This window comes from Maritimimonas sp. 2304DJ26-3, assembly GCF_056591635.1.
In genome coordinates this window covers 323,213-344,021 of sequence record NZ_JBWQOK010000002.1, presented here as the reverse complement: position 1 = coordinate 344,021, position 20,809 = coordinate 323,213, and the positions used below count along the sequence as shown (strand labels likewise).

20 protein-coding genes are annotated in these 20,809 nt (G+C 31.9%); 7 read left to right on the top strand and 13 right to left on the bottom strand.

The genetic code is table 11. The features are described from left to right. Positions 1-9: 9 nt before the first annotated feature. Positions 10-969 carry a Gfo/Idh/MocA family protein gene (locus AC1EUV_RS06480; protein WP_480197863.1) on the bottom strand — a complete coding sequence of 320 codons (960 nt, stop codon included), beginning with the start codon at positions 967-969 and terminating at the stop codon, positions 10-12. 86 nt (positions 970-1,055) lie between these two features. Between AC1EUV_RS06480 and AC1EUV_RS06475 the strand changes: the two genes are divergently transcribed. Then, the gene (locus AC1EUV_RS06475) at positions 1,056-1,700 is read left to right on the top strand and encodes a protein-L-isoaspartate(D-aspartate) O-methyltransferase (RefSeq protein WP_480198287.1); all 645 of its coding nucleotides are present in this window, start codon (positions 1,056-1,058) and stop codon (positions 1,698-1,700) included. Here AC1EUV_RS06475 and nadC read toward each other — a convergent pair whose 3' ends face one another. Next, positions 1,701-2,561 carry a carboxylating nicotinate-nucleotide diphosphorylase gene (gene nadC, locus AC1EUV_RS06470; protein ID WP_480197862.1) on the bottom strand — a complete coding sequence of 287 codons (861 nt, stop codon included), beginning with the start codon at positions 2,559-2,561 and terminating at the stop codon, positions 1,701-1,703. Positions 2,562-2,604: 43 nt separating this feature from the next. Between nadC and rlmH the strand changes: the two genes are divergently transcribed. Then, on the top strand, positions 2,605-3,078 hold the full coding sequence (gene rlmH / locus AC1EUV_RS06465) for a 23S rRNA (pseudouridine(1915)-N(3))-methyltransferase RlmH (RefSeq protein WP_480197861.1): 474 nt from the start codon (positions 2,605-2,607) through the stop codon (positions 3,076-3,078). 7 nt (positions 3,079-3,085) lie between these two features. Here rlmH and AC1EUV_RS06460 read toward each other — a convergent pair whose 3' ends face one another. Beyond that, on the bottom strand, positions 3,086-4,186 hold the full coding sequence (locus AC1EUV_RS06460) for a hypothetical protein (RefSeq protein ID WP_480197860.1): 1,101 nt from the start codon (positions 4,184-4,186) through the stop codon (positions 3,086-3,088). Between the two features lie 118 nt (positions 4,187-4,304). Here AC1EUV_RS06460 and AC1EUV_RS06455 point away from each other — a divergent pair, with 118 nt between their 5' ends. Further along, positions 4,305-5,570 carry a hypothetical protein gene (locus tag AC1EUV_RS06455; RefSeq protein WP_480197859.1) on the top strand — a complete coding sequence of 422 codons (1,266 nt, stop codon included), beginning with the start codon at positions 4,305-4,307 and terminating at the stop codon, positions 5,568-5,570. A gap of 37 nt (positions 5,571-5,607) precedes the next feature. Next, positions 5,608-6,057: a large conductance mechanosensitive channel protein MscL gene (mscL, locus tag AC1EUV_RS06450; RefSeq protein ID WP_480197858.1), complete on the top strand. Its 450-nt coding sequence runs from the start codon at positions 5,608-5,610 to the stop codon at positions 6,055-6,057. A 15-nt stretch (positions 6,058-6,072) separates the two neighbouring features. Here mscL and AC1EUV_RS06445 read toward each other — a convergent pair whose 3' ends face one another. The 4 genes from AC1EUV_RS06445 to AC1EUV_RS06430 form a co-directional block, all read right to left on the bottom strand. Further along, positions 6,073-7,779: an alkaline phosphatase family protein gene (locus AC1EUV_RS06445; protein ID WP_480197857.1), complete on the bottom strand. Its 1,707-nt coding sequence runs from the start codon at positions 7,777-7,779 to the stop codon at positions 6,073-6,075. A 79-nt stretch (positions 7,780-7,858) separates the two neighbouring features. Continuing rightward, a complete protein-coding gene (locus AC1EUV_RS06440) occupies positions 7,859-8,884 on the bottom strand; it encodes a DUF2268 domain-containing putative Zn-dependent protease (protein ID WP_480197856.1) in 1,026 nt (341 codons plus the stop codon). Between the two features lie 10 nt (positions 8,885-8,894). Beyond that, on the bottom strand, positions 8,895-9,521 hold the full coding sequence (locus tag AC1EUV_RS06435; protein ID WP_480197855.1) for a CPBP family intramembrane glutamic endopeptidase: 627 nt from the start codon (positions 9,519-9,521) through the stop codon (positions 8,895-8,897). 82 nt (positions 9,522-9,603) lie between these two features. Next, on the bottom strand, positions 9,604-10,446 hold the full coding sequence (locus AC1EUV_RS06430; RefSeq protein WP_480197854.1) for a hypothetical protein: 843 nt from the start codon (positions 10,444-10,446) through the stop codon (positions 9,604-9,606). Positions 10,447-10,583: 137 nt separating this feature from the next. Between AC1EUV_RS06430 and AC1EUV_RS06425 the strand changes: the two genes are divergently transcribed. Both AC1EUV_RS06425 and AC1EUV_RS06420 read left to right on the top strand, forming a co-directional pair. Beyond that, on the top strand, positions 10,584-11,669 hold the full coding sequence (locus tag AC1EUV_RS06425; protein WP_480197853.1) for a sensor histidine kinase: 1,086 nt from the start codon (positions 10,584-10,586) through the stop codon (positions 11,667-11,669). 5 nt (positions 11,670-11,674) lie between these two features. Continuing rightward, positions 11,675-12,433 carry a LytR/AlgR family response regulator transcription factor gene (locus AC1EUV_RS06420; protein ID WP_480197852.1) on the top strand — a complete coding sequence of 253 codons (759 nt, stop codon included), beginning with the start codon at positions 11,675-11,677 and terminating at the stop codon, positions 12,431-12,433. 138 nt (positions 12,434-12,571) lie between these two features. Here the strand turns inward: AC1EUV_RS06420 and AC1EUV_RS06415 are convergent, their stop codons facing one another. Then, entirely contained in the window at positions 12,572-12,763 is a 192-nt protein-coding gene (locus AC1EUV_RS06415; RefSeq protein ID WP_339754736.1) for a cold-shock protein, read from the bottom strand. A 123-nt stretch (positions 12,764-12,886) separates the two neighbouring features. Beyond that, entirely contained in the window at positions 12,887-13,741 is an 855-nt protein-coding gene (locus AC1EUV_RS06410) for a CPBP family intramembrane glutamic endopeptidase (protein WP_480197851.1), read from the bottom strand. Between the two features lie 87 nt (positions 13,742-13,828). On the opposite strand from AC1EUV_RS06410, the gene AC1EUV_RS06405 reads away from it, so the two are divergent. Next, positions 13,829-14,410 carry a non-canonical purine NTP diphosphatase gene (locus tag AC1EUV_RS06405; RefSeq protein WP_480197850.1) on the top strand — a complete coding sequence of 194 codons (582 nt, stop codon included), beginning with the start codon at positions 13,829-13,831 and terminating at the stop codon, positions 14,408-14,410. 106 nt (positions 14,411-14,516) lie between these two features. Here the strand turns inward: AC1EUV_RS06405 and AC1EUV_RS06400 are convergent, their stop codons facing one another. From AC1EUV_RS06400 to AC1EUV_RS06385, 4 genes are read right to left on the bottom strand one after another with little or no spacing between them, the layout of a single operon-like run. After that, positions 14,517-15,389 carry a DUF1684 domain-containing protein gene (locus tag AC1EUV_RS06400; protein ID WP_480197849.1) on the bottom strand — a complete coding sequence of 291 codons (873 nt, stop codon included), beginning with the start codon at positions 15,387-15,389 and terminating at the stop codon, positions 14,517-14,519. Between the two features lie 50 nt (positions 15,390-15,439). Further along, a complete protein-coding gene (locus tag AC1EUV_RS06395) occupies positions 15,440-16,291 on the bottom strand; it encodes a mechanosensitive ion channel family protein (protein WP_480197848.1) in 852 nt (283 codons plus the stop codon). A gap of 1 nt (position 16,292) precedes the next feature. After that, positions 16,293-18,944, bottom strand: coding sequence for a DNA gyrase/topoisomerase IV subunit A (locus AC1EUV_RS06390; protein WP_480197847.1), 2,652 nt, complete (start codon positions 18,942-18,944; stop codon positions 16,293-16,295). Next, positions 18,944-20,803, bottom strand: a complete 1,860-nt coding sequence (locus AC1EUV_RS06385; RefSeq protein WP_480197846.1) for a DNA topoisomerase IV subunit B — start codon at positions 20,801-20,803, stop codon at positions 18,944-18,946. Before AC1EUV_RS06385 ends, AC1EUV_RS06390 begins: the two co-directional genes overlap by 1 nt. Positions 20,804-20,809: the final 6 nt, after the last annotated feature.

The window sequence follows — 20,809 nt, the reverse complement described above, 5'->3', positions numbered from 1 at the left end:
TAATTTATTTTAAAAACAATCGATTATTTGTTGAGCTACACGTAATGCATTTGCTCCTTGCGTTAAAGTCACAATTGGTTCAGTATTGCTGTTCACTGCGTCAGCAAAAGTTTCTAGCTCGTCTAAAATGGCATTATTAGGTTCTATATCAGGATTTTCGAAATAGATTTGTTTTTTAATACCTTCAGCATTTTGTAAGATCATGGCGAACTCATCAGGGTTTTCCGGCACATCTTTCATTTTTACCACTTCACTTTTCTTTTCTAAAAAGTCAACTGAGATATATGCATCTTTTTGAAAGAAACGAGATTTACGCATATTCTTTAAAGAAATTCTGCTTGCTGTAAGGTTAGCTACACATCCGTTTTGAAATTCTATGCGTGCATTTGCAATATCTGGCGTATCACTAATAACGGCAATTCCGCTGGCATTGATATTACGAACTTTAGAATCAACCACACTTAATATAATATCTATGTCATGAATCATTAAGTCTAAAACTACTGGAACATCAGTGCCACGAGGATTAAATTCAGCTAAGCGGTGGGCTTCGATAAACATTGGGTTTTTAATAGTGTCTTTTACTGCCGTAAACGCAGGGTTAAAACGTTCAACATGGCCAACTTGTCCACGCACATGATGAATACTAGCCAATGTTCTGATTGCCTCAGCTTCCGAAACTGTATTAGTAATAGGTTTCTCTATGAAAATATGTCGACCTTTAATAATAGCTTCTTTAGCACATTCAAAATGAGAAAGAGTGGGTGTTACAATATCAACAACTTCAACAGTATCTATTAGGTCAGTAATTGTATTGAAAACGGTATAACCGAACTCAGCAGATACTTTTTTGGCATTCTCTTTATTAGGATCATAAAAACCAACCAGTTCGTACTTTTCTGATTGTTGTAATAACTTTAAGTGAATTTTACCAAGGTGACCAGCACCTAAAACACCAACTTTTAGCATGGAAAATGATTTTAAACAAAGCTACAAAATAAGCCTTTTTTATTTGTTCTTTTGGTGAATTATTTCCGTAATTTGAAATCAATATGATAAAAGACACAGCCAGACATAAAGGACTTAGAAACCAATTGGTTAAAACAATTAAATCTAAGGGAATTGAAGATGAAAAGGTACTAAAGGCTATTGCTGAAATACCTCGACACTTATTTATGGATTCTGGTTTTATAGACTTTGCATATCAAGACAAGGCTTTTCCTATTGCTGCAGATCAAACAATTTCTCAACCTTATACTGTTGCTTTTCAAACGGAACTATTAAAGATTAAAAAAGGAGATAGGGTTTTAGAAATCGGAACGGGATCTGGATACCAAACTGCAGTTTTGGTTGCCTTAGGTGCTGAAATTTATACTATAGAGCGTCAAAAGGAATTGTATGAAAAGACCCGAAAGTTTTTACCAAAAGTTGGATATGTGGCAAAAAAACTGAATTTTGGTGATGGTTATATTGGTTGGAAAGAATTTGCACCATTCGATAAAGTAATAGTTACTGCTGGAGCACCTTTTGTTCCTAGACCATTGTTAGAACAACTTAAGATAGGTGGTAGGCTTGTAATTCCCATAGGAGACGATGTACAAGTAATGACGCTGTATATTAGAAATAGTGATAAAGACTTTGAAAAACATGAGTTTGGTAATTTCCGATTCGTTCCTATGCTTAAAGAAAGTCAGAAGTAATTATTCGACTGCTTTTAAACTCAAGTCCATATTATAAACAGAGTGGGTAAGTGCTCCTGAAGAAATAAAATCTACACCACATTCTGCATATTTTCTAATAGTTTTTTCATTAATGCCACCAGAAGACTCAGTTAAACATTTATCACCAATCATTTTAACAGCTTTACGGGTATCCTCGTAATTAAAATTGTCTATTAATATTCTGTAAACACCGTCTGATTGCAATATTTCTTCAATTTCAGTTAGATTTCGAGCTTCAACAATAATTTTAAGATCACGATTAGTATCCTTTAGGTATTGCTTTGTTTTATCAATAGCTTTGGTAAGTCCTCCAGCAAAATCAATATGATTATCTTTTAACATAATCATATCATATAAAGCAAAGCGATGGTTTTCGCCACCACCAATTTTTACTGCCCATTTTTCTAAAGCTCTAATACCAGGTGTAGTCTTACGCGTATCTAACACTTTAGTACTAGTTCCTTCTAATAGATCAACAAACTTTTTAGTCTTAGTAGCTATTGCACTCATGCGTTGCATGGCATTCAATACCAATCGCTCTGCTTTTAGAATCGATTGTGATGCTCCCTCAACGTAAAAGACAATATCTCCATACTTAACATTACTGCCATCTTCAATCAAGGTTTCAATAGTCATGTTTTTGTCAACATAATTAAAAACCATTTTAGCAAATTCTACCCCAGCAATAATACCTTTATCTTTTACTAAGAGTTTGGCTTTTCCTTTGGCATCAGCTGGAATACAAGCTAAAGAGCTATGGTCTCCGTCACCTACATCTTCTCTTATAGCATTGCTAATAATTAGCTCTAATTCTTTTTCAAATTGTTGTTGACTGATCATGTATTGAAATTTGTTGAGCAAAAATAAGTTTTATATTTATCAGATGAAAATCAAACTACTTGCGATTGGCAAAACAGATGATAAGCAACTGCTTCTGCTAATCGAAGAATATCAAAAGCGTTTAAAACACTATGTAAAATTTGAATTAGAAGTTATTCCTGACCTTAAAAATGCCAAAAATCTTTCTGAAAAAGAACAAAAAGAACGTGAAGGAGAGTTGATACTTAAGAAATTACAATCTTCAGATCATCTCATCTTATTAGACGAAAAAGGTCGTGAATTTAGATCAATAGAGTTCTCTAAATTCCTACAAAAGAAAATGAATTCAGGAATTAAGCAATTAGTATTTGTTATCGGTGGGCCTTACGGATTTTCAGAAACTGTTTATAAAAAATCACAAGGTAAAGTGTCTTTATCTAAAATGACCTTTTCTCACCAGATGATTCGTTTATTTATGGTAGAACAATTTTATAGGGCGTTTACCATTTTAAAGAATGAACCTTATCATCACGAATAATATTGAATCATTTAATTTTTATTCCATCTTTATCTTTTATTCTACCCGTAACTAACCAGCCGCCAAAATCTTCAGAAACGGCCATTAATAATGTATTCTTGCCTTTTTTAAGATCTAAATACACTCCATCAAATAAACCAACAGTACCCAAATAACGATAGTCTCTAGATCGCCATCTGTTAGTACCCCAGTACAATGGTTTTCCATTTAAAATAACAACAACTCTGTCACTGTAACCAAACTCAAGTAATTCTAATTGATCTTTATCTGAAGTAATTTCTACCTTCGCAAACACAGTATTACCTGGTGTATCATTATAACGTTGAACTAATCTCGAAATATTGGCAGCTGTTCCTTCTTCAATTTTAATTTTACCTACCCATTTTCGAGATTGAACTAAGGAGTCTATTTTTCTTGGAGTTTTTAAAAGCTTTTCATCAAATTTATTTGATACTTGCCATTCTGATATTAGATTTTTTATTGTTTTTCTTTCATTAGGCTTATAGTCTTGTAATTCGGTATTGCTGTTATCAATAGAAATATTTGCCAAATGCATTCCAGAACGATTTCCTCCTCTAAAAATAATATCTCCGCTTTTTGGCTCATGAAAGAGTTTCCATGATAAATTTGGTTTTTCAGCATAATCTAAAAACACTTGAGCTTTATCATCATTTACTACGAGTTTTACATGAGTCCAATCATCGTATTCATATTTATAAGGAAATGAATATTTCTCGCCAAAATATAATTGCCATGGGCTAATACCTTTAGTAGTAGGAGCTGCCTGATTAGCATCTGGGTTTCCTGACTGGTGAGGCCTTATATACCATTGCTCACTATCAAAACCATTTGCTCGAAAATATATACCTGGAAACGCTTGTTCTTCTTTTAAAAAAATATCAAATTCAATGGTTCCATTTAAAAATTTAGTATTCTTTAAAGATATAGCACCACCTTGAAGGTAAATGGCATTTTTACCCTTATACTTTTCAATTACATGAGCGTTTGCTGTTATTTCCCAATTTGTTGTATCAAGAGGTATAATATCTTGTGCGTTTCCTATAACAGTTGATAGGATCAGTATCATTAGTGTTTTTTGAAATTTCATTTCCGTATTATTAAAGTTTGTATCAAATTTATAGATATCTGGCAATCAATAGCAAACAAAGTCGTTCAATTTCATTCATTGTTGTTCATATCAAAACTTTTGTTGATTTTTGTGTTCAATGAATACATACCCAGAACATACACTTGTAAAAAAATGCCTTCTTTTAATAGAAGAGCAGTTAGGTTGGGGTAGCTCCAAATCATGGCATAATGATGTGTTTATTGAATTAAGTGAAAAAATTCAGCAGGAAACACAAGTACTATTAAGTCCTACAACTTTAAAAAGAGTATGGGGCAAAGTAAATTATAAAAATGCACCAAGTATAAGTACTCTGAATACCTTGGCTCAATTTGCAGGGTTTTTAAATTGGCGTGATTTTAAGAATAAGTCAACTATTAGAAAGCCTAATTGGATAAAACAAAAAATATCACCTAACCTAGGTATTATTACTGCTTCGGCTGCAGCGATGACCATCTTATTTTTATCACTTTATTCTATGACAGGTAAAGGTGAGAATATTATACCGGATTATTCTCAAATCGAGTTTAGTAGTAAACCTATTACCGAAGGATTGCCAAATTCAGTTGTCTTTGATTTTGATCTTAAAGATGTAAAATCTGATAGTATTTATATTCAACAATTTTGGGACCCTACCAAAACTATAAAGATAACAAAAGATCAAAAACAAGCCACTGGACAATATTATTATCCTGGCTATTTTAGAGCAAAACTCTTAATTGATGGCCAACTCATAAGAGAGCATGATCTTTTTATTAAAAGTGATGGCTGGGTAGGTACTATAGATTATGAACCAATACCTAAGTATATACAATCAAACAAGATTGTATCTGGTAAGTTAGGCTTTAATGAACAAACTCTAGAAGAAATAAAAGCTAGCGAAAAACCATTGTTGTCTTCTTTTCATTATGTAAATGATATTACACCAATTTCGGGCGATAACTTTATGCTTACTACCTCAATTAAAAATACTTATAACGATAAATGGGCAGTGTGTCAACAGTCTAGCATTGTGGTGGTTGGTACGAAAAGCGCTTTTTTAGTTCCTTTTGCTATTGTTGGTTGTGTTTCAGAAATTGGCATTATGCTAAGTGATGTCTTTTTAAGTGGCAAAGAGCATGATCTTTCTGCATTAGGTACTGATTTATCAGAATTTAAAGACATAAAAATTGAAGCCAAAAATAAATCGGTTACTATCTTTATAAATGATATCAATGTTTTTACTAAGAAATACACCAAATCTATAGGAGACGTGGTTGGTGTACGTTTTCGCTTTTTAGGGGCTGGTGAAGTTGATTATTTAAAAATTACTGATATCGCTAGTAACATACCTTATAGCGAAGATTTTGAGCCAAAAACTTTTTAAGTTTTCCATACATTTGTGCTTCTAATTTCTACCTGTTATGAATTTACTTAAAGAGTTTAAAGAGTTTGCCGTAAAAGGCAATATGATAGATATGGCTATTGGTATTATTATTGGCGCTTCGTTTAATACAGTAATAGATGTGTTGGTTAAAAAGGTATTAATGCCGCCACTTTCTTTAATGTCAAACGGAATTAATTTACAAGACAGACGTATTATTCTACAAAACGCCCAAGTTGATACTAGCGGAGCTATAATTACAGATGAAGTTGCTATTGGTTATGGCGCTTTCGCGGAAGCTTTACTAGATTTTTTAATCATAGGTTTTACCATTTTTATAGTAGTAAAATTTATGAATAGATTGCGTAGAAGAGCTCAAGACACAACAGATGAAACGGTAGTAACACCTAAGGATATAGAATTACTTGCAGGAGTTAAAGAATTATTAGAAGAACAGAATAGCTTGCTGAAAGCAAAGGCAAATTTATAAGCTATAGACTACTTATTAGTTAAGTTTCAGTTTGTTCTCAATAATTTTAGAGATATCTGTGTTTAGGCAAGGGCTACATTGTTCTTCGGAAATTAGAATACCAAAAGAATCAGGATGTTCTAACGAATAACCATGGTCTCCCTTAAATGATGGAACTCCAAAAATAGTTTTAGCTTTTGGATTATAATTCTCAAAGACATATCCTGGATTTAATAACACAAACAGATCACCAGAATTATTATGATTTAATCCTATATCTTTTAAATCATCTTTTTTAAATACTTTATCTATTATTTGTGGTTTTTTAGAGGAGTTATTTAAATTTTTAAGAGCAGTTTCTATTTTACTTAAAGCTTCTACTTTTTCATTTGAACTCAACTTATTATTTAGATAAATATGTGCCGATACTTTTCCAGGAACACCTATTGCTTCCCATTTATTTTTAGTTATTTCAGTTTTAATTCCGCTTTCATTTAAAAGTTTATTAAGATGAATTGAGGTATGTATAGGAGAGAAGCCATGACCTGAAGTTATAATTAGTTCATAACCATTCCCTTTAGCATACTCTTCAAAATCTTCAAAATCTTCATTCATTCTATTGTAAGCATCTATATAATGTTTTTTAATAACTTGCTGTGAATCTTTTAGACTTAAGAATGCGTGACCCATTCTGTCCATTAAAGGATAATCTATCATTATTAAATCGTAATCTTTTCTTTTTGTTGCAAAAGAGAACGCATCCATTACGTAATCTAATTCAGTATTTATTTCTTCAGTTAAAGTAGTATCTGTTATTTTTTTTAATGAATAAAGCGGAATATTTGGCCAACCTTTAGACGTTCCAATTGCACTGTCAATATGTTTTAAAAAACCTTCCGGATAACCTCGATTTTTATACGCAGACCTTATATATAACTTTAAAGTATCATTTGAAGCATTCATCCATTTCATTCTAAATGTTTGATTGAAATTATTTATGTTAAATGACTCAATTTCAGACCATTTATCTATATTTAATTTTTCAACAATGCCATTATCATTATTGTAGTCATCATCAAATAATAATATTCTATTTCTATTGTGTTTTTTTGCATAAATAACTACTGAGTCAGGATTTTGTTTGTTGAATTGAATTTTGGAGTTTCCTTCAATGGTAGAATATTTAATTATTGAATCACTTTCACTATTTCTATCTGCTATTAGATATATAATCTTTGGGCTCGTTAGTTGACTACCTTGAGCAATCAAGTCAACATTTTTAAGGGTATCGCGTTTTCCAAATAAGGTCAATGCACCAATATTTAACACTTTCTTACCTGAAAGAGCTGCTTTTTCCCAAAAGGTTTCTTTGGCAAAACGTTGTGAAAACCCACTAACAAACTGTAAAGAATCACTCTGTTTTATCCCATATATATGTCCAAGAATACCATTCTTGGAAGGTGTAGAACCTGTTTCAAAAGAAGCTATATTAGTACTAGTAACGGCATTGGTTATAGGGGTAAGCTTTTTAATGGTACCTTCTTTTTCTTGGCGTTTAAAGAAACCTTCAGAGTTTTTAGAATTAACATAATCCATTAGCTCTGGGTAAGATATTCCTCTTGCATGAATTACGATCACTTTTTTATCATGATTTTTTGTAGTATTACATGAAAATATTATTAGTATTAACAACGATAGTTTAATTGTTTTGTTTAGATGCTTGAAAATTATAAAGTGTTTCATTTTTGTTTTAAAGTACTATTATAAGATATGTGATAAAAAAATATATTGGAACAACATGGAATTTGTTAAGCTGTAATCATTATTTCCACTTTTTACGATACAAATCGATAAATTTCTGATAGCTTTGAGGCTTATGACTTGATAAAATTTCATTATTGGCTTGTTGTTTATCTAATGACTCATTGTAATAATTTTCGACAATTTTAAATCCTAAGTAATAACCAATCTGAAAAGGCCAATCAGGGTGCTTACTAGAATTACCTGAAAACCAACCTGAGTGTTTGTTTGGGTCTTCATTTAATATTGGTTCTATTAATTTCCAAAGTTCTTTTTCGTGTCTATCTCCATAACCAAACTTTGAAGAATCTTTAAGATTAACACCTAAATATGTAAGAAAATCGGCACTACCTTCTCTAATAAGATAAGCTAAAATTGTTCTATTATCATTTTTATAAATGGAAGTATAATCTTGATCTCCTTGTATATAAGATTGAAGTAAGTGAGCTGTTTCATGAATTGCTACCTGAGGTACATTTTCCACAGAGACTAAAGGAAGTTTTCCTTTTGGAAACAAACCTCCAATTCTATCAAATTCAGACTCATCGATATTTTTATGATAACCGAAATAATCTACACTTATCATATTGGCAGTCATTTCTACACTTCCACCTCCAGCAAATAGTATAAAGTAATATATAGGTGGTATATGAACAAAATCTGACGGGTATAGATTCTTTAGTCCATCAAGACCACGAACAATTTCATGCTCCATCTGTTTTAATTTAATATCTAGAGTTGCTAAGTATTCGTAGTAACTAGGAAAATATTTAACTGCAGCTTGTATTCTCTCTGGTTTGACATCATATCTTGATATCCATGCTTTCATACCTTCAGAACCCTCATTGAAATATTCTTTTATGGCATTAAGAGTATCTCCTTTGCTTTTTACAATTTTTAGAACTTTTCTAAAATTATCAATGTCTTTATAGCTAAACTCATAGTGACTTTGATAATTGTTCTGCGCAACTGCAGAATTTATAAATAATAAAAGGCAAACAGAAATTAATAATTGAAATAATCTAATCTTAAATGTAATTATTCTCATTCCTTAAGATTTAATTTATATAAAGAAGTAATAAACTGATAGAATTTAAAAACCCATGAGTAAGTACATTTAGCCATAAATTCCTTTTATGATAGAGATAAATTATAGCAAATAGCATTCCGGTAATACCAGTTATAATTTGTCCAGATATGCCTTGATAATCATGTAAATAACCGAATAATAGTGATGAAAATAAAACACCAAGTATTACACCTAACTTCTTTGGCAATAAACTCTCTATAGTTTGCAATATATATCCTCTAAAAATTGTTTCTTCTAATAAGCCTCCTACTAACCATCCAATACCTAGACTAATAAAGAGAAGATTAGGTTTACCTGCAATAGTTTCAAAACTCCCATAATTAATTGGCAAGTTGGTTAAGCTCTCAATTACCGGTTTTAAAATATAACCTATAAGAACCAATAAAACCGCATAAATAAATGAGGTTATTAGTAGTTTAAAAATTGACTTATTGTTTTTAAATAAGCTAGTTAGATAGTTGCTGTAATTTGAAAATGCAAATGCAACAATAATTATAAACGTCAGTAATAAGTTTAGATAAGGAATATATATAAAAAGTATTAGGCTTAAAATAATGCCTAGAATAAATAAGCTTATATATTTTGTATTCCTCATTGTTATTAAAATATTATGCCAATAGACCAAAGCCAATACCAAAAACCATTAAAAATATTGGCTAGGTCTATTAAAAAATTGTTTAGGATTTGCCTGCAATTTTTCGTTCGTCTTTAGAGTCGTCAATTACAGCATTAGCAGGCATTTTCATGCGTTCTTCGTCAAATTTTTCGTTTAGTTTGAAATCATAAAGTGCATGATCTCCGTACTGCTTAGTAAGATCTAAGCTATTGGTTGTCATTAATATTGGGTATTTAAGTCCGCCAATATCTGCTGTATAGTTATTAATTCTTAATACTGGCCCGAAAACCTCTTTGTCTTGAGGTATTTTTAAAACATCCAGCAAAGCACCATAGCCAACGGTATATTCATAACCGCTTAAAATATAAGTTTCGCTATCAATATAGAGTGTATATGTGTCTTTTTTAGATTTACCAAGTGTTGGGGTCTGAGTAAAAGACATTTTCACTTTATACACTTCATTTTTAAAGCCTTTGTGCTTTACTTTTTCTACGTTACCTAATTTCACATTGTTGTCTTGTGTTAACCATGGTAAGTTCACATAGTAGTAAAATACTGAATGTTGATGATTAGGAGGATTACCCACACGCCAATCTGTTGTAAAAACTTTTTCACCGTCGTAACTCAATTTAGAGCCAACAAGTGGCCAATCTTGATATGATCTACGAGTTTTCATATCTACTGTTTGGGTTTTGATCCAAAATCGTAGAAACCCTAAGGATTCACTATGCATAGCACTAGTGAATGTGAGTGTTTCTAAATTCTTCCATTTATCATAGCCGCCATGTGCGTTGATCATTTTTTCAATAACTTCTTTTGTTTCTGAAGAAGCATATTGAGGTTGTGCAAAGTTGGTTGTTATAGTTAAAAGAATAACAGCTACACTTAAAATAATTGTTTTCATTTTGTTTAATTTTTAATTCGACACAAAAGTAGAGTCGTTGTATAAGGAAAAAAAGGCTTAAGTTGTAAATGGCAATTAGAGATTTGAATGACAATGGCTGCGTATTGTTCACTGTAAATATTGATTACTTTTACCGAGTGAAAATATTAGTAAGACATAAACTAAGTATTGAAAAGAGAGTTCTCTACCTTATAGCTACTCTTATAAGTTTAATAATAGCTATACATATAAGTAATGCGAATGCGGTTATAACTCATAAAGGAGTATTGCAATATGTGGTATTCTTTTTAACCAATTATTTTGTATGGATATTGCTTCTAGATTATATATATGGAGCACTTATTGAGCTTCAAAATAAGCAACAAAGTATAGCTAAACGTATTAGCGAAGCTTTTATATCTTTTTCGCTACTCTTAATTTTTCACCTACTAATTACCAATATTATTTATTATATCTATTTGGTTGGAGTAGGGAGTTTGAACATTTCTGAAGTTTGGCAAGACTTTAAACCTTTTATCTTAAAATCCTTATTAAGTAGGCTCTCAGATCTTGTAATAATTATTTTAATTATAAAAGCAATAGAGGCCTATACAACCATTCAAAAGCAAAAATTAGAGGTGATTTCTTTAAAGAATGAACTGAACTCTTCTCAATTAAATGCTTTGCGTTCTCAGCTTGATCCTCATTTTTTATTTAATGCCTTGCATACTTTAAATACCTTAATAGGTTATGAGGATGCTAAGGCAAAAAAGATGATTATTAAGATTACACATTTAATGCGTAAGATGCTAGATAGAAGAGATGAGCAGTTAATTACCCTTGCTGAAGAATTAGAATATTTTAAAAATTATCTTGAAATTGAACAAGAACGTTTTCACGACAGATTAGATGTTGAATTAGATGTGGATTATGAAACCTTGCCTTTTAAAGTTCCGGCACTTATTTTACAGCCGCTTATTGAGAATGCCTTTAAACATGGAATTTCTAGGATAGGAGGAAAAGGAAAGATCCATCTCACGACAAACTTAGAAGGGAGTAATTTGCTTTTAACCTTAACAAATTCAATACCGAAAAAGGATAGAGGTACAGTAGCACATTCTACCGAGCATGGTTTAGAGAATTTAAAGAATAGATTGAAGTTGTTTTTTAAGAACCAACAAGAATTTTCAGCAGAGAAAAAGGATGGTTTTTTTGAAGTGAAGCTTAAGTTAATTAAAACATAAAGTATATGAGATTGTCCGTTTTAATTGTTGATGACGAACCACATGCTAGGCGCTATATTAAAGGATTGTTAGAGCAAGACGCTGATGTAACTATGGTTTATGAATGCAAGAACGGACAAGAAATGTTAAACTTCTTAAAGACTAAAGAACCTAACATTATCTTTTTAGATATTAATATGCCAGAGCTTACAGGTATTGAAGTTGCATCACAATTAGAAATGGCAGAAACATTACTAATTTTTTCAACGGCCTATGATCAATATGCTTTAAAAGCTTTTGAAGTAAAAGCTTTTGATTATCTGTTAAAACCATATAGCGATGAGCGATTCTATGAAGTATTTAATAGAGCTAAGTCAACAATAGAGCGTTTTCAGCAAGCTACTTTTAGCGAAAAGTTTGTGTCATTATACCAAGAATACAATCAAAAACTTTCGCCGCATCTTACCGAATTTGTTATTAAAGAAAAAGGTTTTGAAAAAACAATAAGTGTAGAAGAGGTATTATATATTGAAGCCAGTTCGGTATATGCAGTACTTCATTTAAAAAATAAAATTGTTTTGTATAGAGCAGCTCTTAACCTGCTAGAACAACAACTTCCTACTAATTTTATAAGAGTACACCGATCGTATATCATTAATCGAGATTATTTTAAAAAGGTAAAATATTTAAACAATAGCACCTATATGATCACTATGGAAAATGATGACACTATTATTTCTAGCAGGAATTATAAAGAAATTATTTCAAAGAATATTTCTAATTAGGAATTCATTTTAATGATTTATATTTACCGATAGCGAAGATCGTTTATTTATTTGATAAAATCAATAAGTTAAAAATTTAGCATAAAAAAAGCATGTCAGACGACATGCTTTTACATTGTAAAAAAATATTGTAAGTAATTAAATTACTTTTACATTAACTGCGTTTAATCCTTTTTTACCTTCTGTTAAATCGAATTCAACATTGTCTCCTTCTCTAACCTCGTCGATTAATCCAGAAATGTGTACAAAATGCTCTTTATTGTTTCCTTCTTCTGTTATGAATCCAAAACCTTTAGAGTCATTAAAAAATTTTACTGTACCAGTACTCATAATAATAAATTTGTTTAATTAAGTTGCAAAAGTAGTCCTTTTATAATAGCTCGAACTATAAAATGCTATTTCTTTTTGATTTTCAATAAATTAAGGCTCTTTTAGCTGTAACTTGGATTAAAGTTATAAGTTTTGTTGAACTGCTTTTCTCCAATAGTACAGCCCAAATAGCAATGTTACTATAGCAAACATGATTCCATATTCACCTAACCAATGTTGACTACCTTCAGTTTTTGAAGTTAGTGGTGGAAATATTTTCTGCACATAAACATTACTTACTGCATGAAAAATTACTGCAGGCCATAAACTTTTGGATTTAAATGTATAATAAGCCATAATAAATGACATAGAAATGATTACAACAAAAAAAGTAGTCAATTCTAAATAGATATTGCTACCGTAATAAATAATTATTGGCCAATGCCAAGCTGCCCATATAATCCCACTAAACAATGAAACACCCGAAAAAGAAAGTACCTTTCTTAATTCATAGATAAAAAAACCTCGCCAACCTATTTCTTCACCTAAAGTGGTTGCCATAGCTCTAATTACGCCTACTGTTCCTAACAAAACAACCCCAATAATAACCGCAACTGTAGAGGATAAGTTCCCAATTCCTACCAAGCCAAGCTCTTTAGCCCATTCTAAGATCATTTCTTTGTTAGCAAAACTTCCATGCCCAAAACTCCAAATTAGAATATAAGTAATAAGTACATATAACATTGGGACGAGGTATGATAATCTAATATATTTCCAATCTCCCCATTGCCATGGGAGGGAAGCAATAGATCTTTTTTGGAGTTTTAAAGTAATAAAAGCGGCTATTGCTGGACACCACATTAAAGCACCAATGTAGATTCGTGATGGATATAAACTAACAATTGCATAGTGAAATATGGCACTTAAAACTGTAACAATACCTAAAAAGATGAAAATAGTTTTCCATGCTTTTTTTTGTTGCGATATTTTTTCTGACATGATAGCTTGATTGGTTAATCATAATTGAGACGGATAGGTGTTTATATTGTTACATACCTATCATTTGTTTCTTACTTTTGTAGCCAAATGAAAATAATATTCGCTACTCATAACCAACACAAGCTACAAGAAGTACAGCAATTACTACCAAAAAGTATAGAATTATTAAGTCTTACAAATATTAAGTGCACAAAAGATATACCAGAAACAGCTAATACATTACAAGGTAATGCTAAAATAAAAGCTGATTATGTCACCAAAAATTATGGTTATAATTGTTTTGCAGACGATACAGGTTTAGAGGTTATTGCTTTAAATGGCGAGCCTGGTGTATATTCTGCGCGTTATGCAGGTATTTATCATAATTCTGAAGCTAATATGCAAAAGCTACTTGATAATCTTTCAGAGAAAAAAGATCGATCTGCTCAATTTAGAACAGTAATTGCTTTAAACCTTAATGGAGAGCAATATTTGTTTGAAGGCGTTAGTAAAGGTGGAATATTACATGCTAAAAGAGGCGAACAGGGGTTTGGTTATGATCCAATCTTTAAACCAGAGGGATTTAATAAATCATTCGCAGAAATGACCATGCAAGAGAAAAGTGCAATTAGTCATAGAGGTAGGGCAGTAGCTAAACTAGTAGCATTTCTAGAGAATTATTTAACCTAATGCCACTTCGAGTGAAATTCTACAGGAATTTTGTATCGAGAAGTAATTGGATCATATAATTCTCGACACTTCGCTTTGCTCAACTCGAACTGACAGTACTCTTTTATTAAATTCTTTCTATTGTTTCACCTGCTTTTAGCTCAAAAGGTAAATGATTTTGCCTTGGAGGATATAAGCACGTAGTAAAATCATTATACGAGCACGGTGGATTGTATAGCTTATTAAAATCTAAAGTTATCTTACCATCCGTTTCTGGTATATTTATATACACATAGCGCCCGCCTCCATAGGTTTTTTTATCATTCGTATCGTCTGCAACCATTACAAATCCTCCTGTGCCAACATCTAGAGAATACAATTGACCATTGTAGTTAAAATCTACTTTACCAATAAAATTGGTTGAAGCCTGCACACCTAATTGCGATTTTACTTTTTCGGTTTTAGCTTGCTTGTAATGTGTAAAATTTGCATCAAAAATAAATTCACTAGTAGGATCAAAGTAATTAAAACCTCTAAATGTTTTGACTTCAGGATTTTCAGCATCCCAAACTCTTAAAAAATGACTATGAGCTCTAGTAATTATTTGCCATGTTAAACGATCGTGCTTTAATTTTTGAGAGCTTCCATATTCATCAAAGGTTAAGTCAACTGAAGTAATTAAAGAATCGTTATCATTACTTACTTTAATTGCCTTATTCGCTTTAAAATTTAAAGCACTGTCTCTATAGCTAAAAATACCAATTGTATCTGGTAGACTTTCAATATTTAAGACTAGATTATTATCATTATGCTTTCCGAAAACATTTACAGAATCATTCAATTTACTCAGCACAACCAGTTTTAAATAACCAACCTTACGGCTATTCATCTTATCAATTCTGTAGGTATTTAGTTGTGTTAAGTAGTCGTAATCTAATTGTGATTCTTTACCACAACTAAGCAGTAACATAAATACAAGTAAATAAATAATTCTATACATTTAATATAAATTAGGGTGAGATTTATTCTATCAAAGATAAAGAGATTAAGTTAATCAATCATCTTTCTTAAAGGAACAGGTAAATCAATACTTTCTTGCTTAAATCGCTTATGTACGGCTTGTAATAGGTCTGATTTTACTCTAAACTCATCCCATGGCTCTTTTACCCAAACAAAAGCACGCAAATAGATGCCAACCTCGTTCATATCTTTAACTCTAATACGAATTTGCTCTTCGTTGTTCATTATTTGCTCAGGAGTACGATTATCGATAATATAATCGAGCTTTAAAGCTTCCTCACGAATGATTTCAATTGCTTTATCAATATCAGCGTTAAGCCCAATTACAAAATTGTTAAAGCTAAGCACATATTCATCATCGATAGAATTATTAAAAATTGATTCAGTACTTATTACAGAGTTTGGTATAATCAGTTTTTTATTATCGAAAGTATTAATTACCGTATGGCGCAGAGTAATATCGTGAACTATACCTTGCCTAGAATCATCTAACCTTATAAAATCACCTACGCGGAAGGGTCTAAAAATAACAATAAAAGCCCCAGCTATTAAGTTAGAAACAGCTGCTTGAGCTGCAAAACCTAAAATAGCTGCTAATATACCAGCACCAGAGAAAATTAGTGTTGCTCTACTTTTAAATTGTGGTACAGTATAAATAATGAATATAAAAGCTAGTAACCCAATAAAGAATTTTAAAGAATTACGTATAAACTTTAGGCGTGTTATGCTGTATAGTTCATTAGATTTCTTTCGGTTGATATAGGCAACTAATAAAAATCTGGCAAAACGAGAAATTAGCCAAGCTATAAGCAATACTACTATACAGTACAATAATATAGACCAAAAAGAATCCAGCGCTAACTCGTATCCAAATAAACCCATACTAAAATAGTGTTATTTGCCCTTCATCATTACCATCGTTAGACTTTATTTCTTCTTTCTTCTGGTCAGAATCTTTAGCGCTTTCGGTAGTTATTTCTTCTTCATCGACTACTTCAATATCTTCTTCTTGGGGAGCTTCATAAGGTAATGATTCTAGTAAATTAACCTGTTTTATTTTTTCTGTAGTTAATTGATTTCCAATGGCTTTAATACCTTTTATTGAAATGAATTCTTCAAAATTTATTTGTACAGAGTCAAGTGAGCGTTTAGAGAAAATTACTTCTGCCATTGGTCTAAAATCTGTAGCAATAATTTCTAACTGTGATTTAGGATGGTCAGTAATAAATTTTTCTTCTTTATTTGGGTTGTCAATCATAAAACGTTTTACAAAATAACGTTGTTTGTCACCATCGTAATGTACTGCAGATATAGGTTTATTTGGAGTCCATTTTTCTAATACGATCATGTCACTGTCAAAATGCGTAGTTAGTTCAGGCCGGATAGTTTTAGCAATACCAGACTGATTAATAATTAATAATCTATCCTCTGCGGTAAATTCACCCAATAATTCACCTCTTGAATCAACATTTAAGCGTTGTACAGTATCATCAAACCAAATTTTTCGTGGTTTTAGGGTAGAGATACCTTTTTCTTTTAGCTCAATACGTTTTACAGAGTATTTTGTAACTGTGTTTCCTCTAACGCCACGGCCTTTAATCGCTAAATCAGCAAAATCAATATCCCATTTAAGCTTTTTAATGCTGCCTACAGCCCTTAAATGAATAGTAACTACTTCCGCCTCGCCGTTAGGATTTGCTGAGAAATATAACACCTTAGAAGCTTTATTACCAGCCGTAAGGTCATATTCTTTATCGCGTGTTACGCCTGTTACAGCAAAACGCTTCATGTAGGATGGGCCGGATCTACCATCTCGATACATCATATTATAAACAGTGCGTTTATCTTTCTTTTTAAAGACGGCTACATGAATAATACCTTTTCCTACAAAGGTCTTAGAGTCTAGCTTGGTGATAGTCATTTTACCATCTTCTCTAAAGACAATAATATTATCGATATCAGAACAGTCAGTAACAAACTCGTCTCTACGCATTGAGGTACCTATAAAGCCTTCTTCACGATTCACATAGAGTTTAGCATTCTTCATAGCTACTTTACTAGCTACAATGTCTTCAAATACACGAATCTCAGTTTTACGTTCTTTACCCTTGCTGTATTTAGTTTTTAAATTTTTGAAATAATCGATAGCATAGTCAATAAGATTTGCTAGATTTTCTTTTACTTCCGCGATTTTCTCTTCTAAAGCTTCTATGTGCTGTTTTGCCTTGTCGATATCAAATTTTGATATCTTTTTAATCCTAATTTCCGTCAATCGAACTATGTCTTCTTTAGTAACAGCTCTTTTTAGATGTTTAATATGAGGCTTTAACCCTTTGTCTATTGCTTTTATGACTCCTTCCCAAGTTTCTTCTTCTTCTATATCACGGTAAATTCTATTTTCGATAAAAATCCGTTCTAAAGACGCAAAATGCCATTGTTCTTCTAATTCACCAAGCTGTATTTCTAGCTCTTGCTTTAATAGATCGACAGTGTGATCCGTAGATCTACGAAGCATTTCTGTAACACCTATAAAAATTGGTTTATTATTCTCAATAATACAAGCGAGAGGTGAAATTGATTGTTCACAGTTGGTAAAAGCATACAGTGCATCAATGGTTTTATCTGGTGAAACACCATTTGGCAGATGTACTAAAATTTCAACATTTGCAGCTGTATTATCTTCAATACGTTTGATCTTTATCTTCCCTTTTTCATTAGCTTTAAGAATGGAATCTATTAAAGTAGTTGTCGTAGTTCCGTATGGTAATTCATTAATTATTAATGTGTTTTTATTTAATTGAGATATTTTAGATCGAACTCTGATCTTGCCACCTCGTAGTCCATCATTATAATTTGTAACGTCTGCTATACCACCGGTTAAAAAATCTGGAACCAGTTTAAAACTACGCCCTTTTAAATGTTTAATGGAGGCATCAATCAGTTCATTAAAGTTGTGAGGCAAAATTTTAGTTGACAGACCAACTGCTATACCTTCAGCGCCCTGAGCTAGTAATAATGGAAACTTTACTGGCAAATCAATAGGCTCTTTTCTTCTGCCATCATAAGAAGCTTGCCATTCTGTAGTTTTAGGGTTAAAAACAACTTCTAAAGCAAATTTAGATAAACGAGCTTCAATATAACGAGAAGCAGCTGCACGATCACCAGTAAGAATATTCCCCCAGTTACCCTGCATATCAATTAAAAGTTCTTTTTGGCCTAATTGTACCATTGCGTCTGCAATACTTGCATCACCGTGGGGATGATATTGCATAGTATGGCCAACTAGATTAGCAACTTTGTTATAACGTCCATCATCTAAGTCTTTCATAGATTGCATAATACGACGCTGTACAGGTTTAAATCCGTCATCAATTGCTGGTACAGCACGTTCTAATATAACATACGATGCATAGTCAAGAAACCAGTCTTTATACATACCCGTAACACGGGTAATAGTTTCCTGAGAAGAAGTTTCTTCTTGACTGATTTCTTTGTTTGTGTCTAAATGTTCTTCTTGGTTGCTATCTTCTTGCATTATACTTCTTCCTCAACTAAATCTAGTTCAACTTTAAGGTTCTCAATAATAAATTTTTGTCTATCAGGTGTGTTTTTGCCCATGTAGAATGTTAGCAATTGTTCTATGGACATTTCACGATCTAACATTACGGGATCTAAGCGCATGTCTTCCCCAATGAAATGAGCAAATTCATCAGGTGATATTTCGCCCAATCCTTTAAATCGAGTAATCTCTGCTTTTCCTCTTAATTTTTTAATAGCTTTTTGTTTTTCATCTTCAGAATAACAATAATATGTATCTTTTTTATCTCGTACTCTAAACAAAGGCGTTTCTAGAATATATAAATGACCTTCTTTTATAAGTTCAGGAAAGAATTGTAAAAAGAAAGTGATGAGTAATAACCGAATGTGCATACCATCTACGTCGGCATCTGTAGCAATTACTATGTTATTATATCGTAAATTTTCAATACCATCTTCAATATTCAAGGCTGCTTGTAGCAAATTAAATTCTTCGTTCTCATAAACAATTTTTTTGCTCATTCCGAAAGAATTTAATGGTTTTCCACGTAAGCTAAATACAGCTTGGGTATTTACGTTACGAGATTTAGTTATAGAACCACTAGCAGAATCACCTTCTGTAATGAAAAGTGTACTATCAAGACGATTGTCTTTTTTTAGATTATTTAAATGCACACGACAATCACGGAGCTTTTTGTTATGTAAACTTGCTTTCTTAGCACGCTCACGTGCTAGTTTACGAATACCCGACAAATCTTTTCGCTCTCTTTCTGCTTGTAAAATTTTGCCTTGTAAATGTTCTGCAGAAGCAGGATTTTTATGTAGAAAATTATCAAGGTTTGTTTTTACAAAATCATTGATAAATGTACGAACCGTTGGCAAACCACCACCCATTTCGGTAGAACCTAACTTCGTTTTTGTTTGGCTCTCAAATACTGGCTCCATTACTTTAATACTGATAGCAGAAACTATTGATTTTCTGATGTCTGGGGCTTCATAATTTTTTCCGAAAAAATCACGAACAGTCTTAACTATGGCTTCTCTAAACGCATTTTGATGAGTTCCACCTTGAGTTGTATGCTGACCATTTACAAAAGAATGATATTCTTCACTATACTGTGTTTTACTATGCGTTATTGCTACTTCTATATCATCACCTTTTAGATGTATAATAGGGTAGAGCATATCAGATTCTGCAATATTTTCGTCTAATAAATCTTTTAATCCATTTTCAGAAAAGTATTTTTCACCATTAAAAATAACTGTTAAACCAGTGTTTAAGTACACATAGTTTTTTATCATTTTTATGATATACTCATTTCTATATTTATAATTATGAAAAATAGTCTCGTCAGGTATAAAACTTACTTTTGTTCCTTTACGAAGCGATGAGGGTTGAGGGCTTTCATTTAGTGTTAACTCACCTTTTTCAAACTCTGCAATGGCTGTTTGTTCTTCACGAATTGACTGTACTTTGAAATGTGATGAAAGTGCATTAACCGCTTTGGTACCTACACCGTTTAGCCCAACAGATTTTTTAAAGGCCTTAGAATCATACTTACCGCCTGTATTCATTTTAGATACTACATCAACCACTTTACCTAAAGGGATGCCACGGCCATAATCACGAACAGTAACCATTTTATCTTTAACAGAAATTTCAATGGTTTTACCGGCTCCCATTACATATTCATCAATAGAATTATCAAGTACTTCTTTTATAAGAATGTATATGCCATCATCTGGCGAAGAGCCATCTCCTAACTTACCTATATACATACCAGGTCGCATTCGAATATGTTCTTTCCAATCGAGTGAGCGTATATTTTCTTCGGTATAAGTAGTTTGTTTAGCCATTAATAA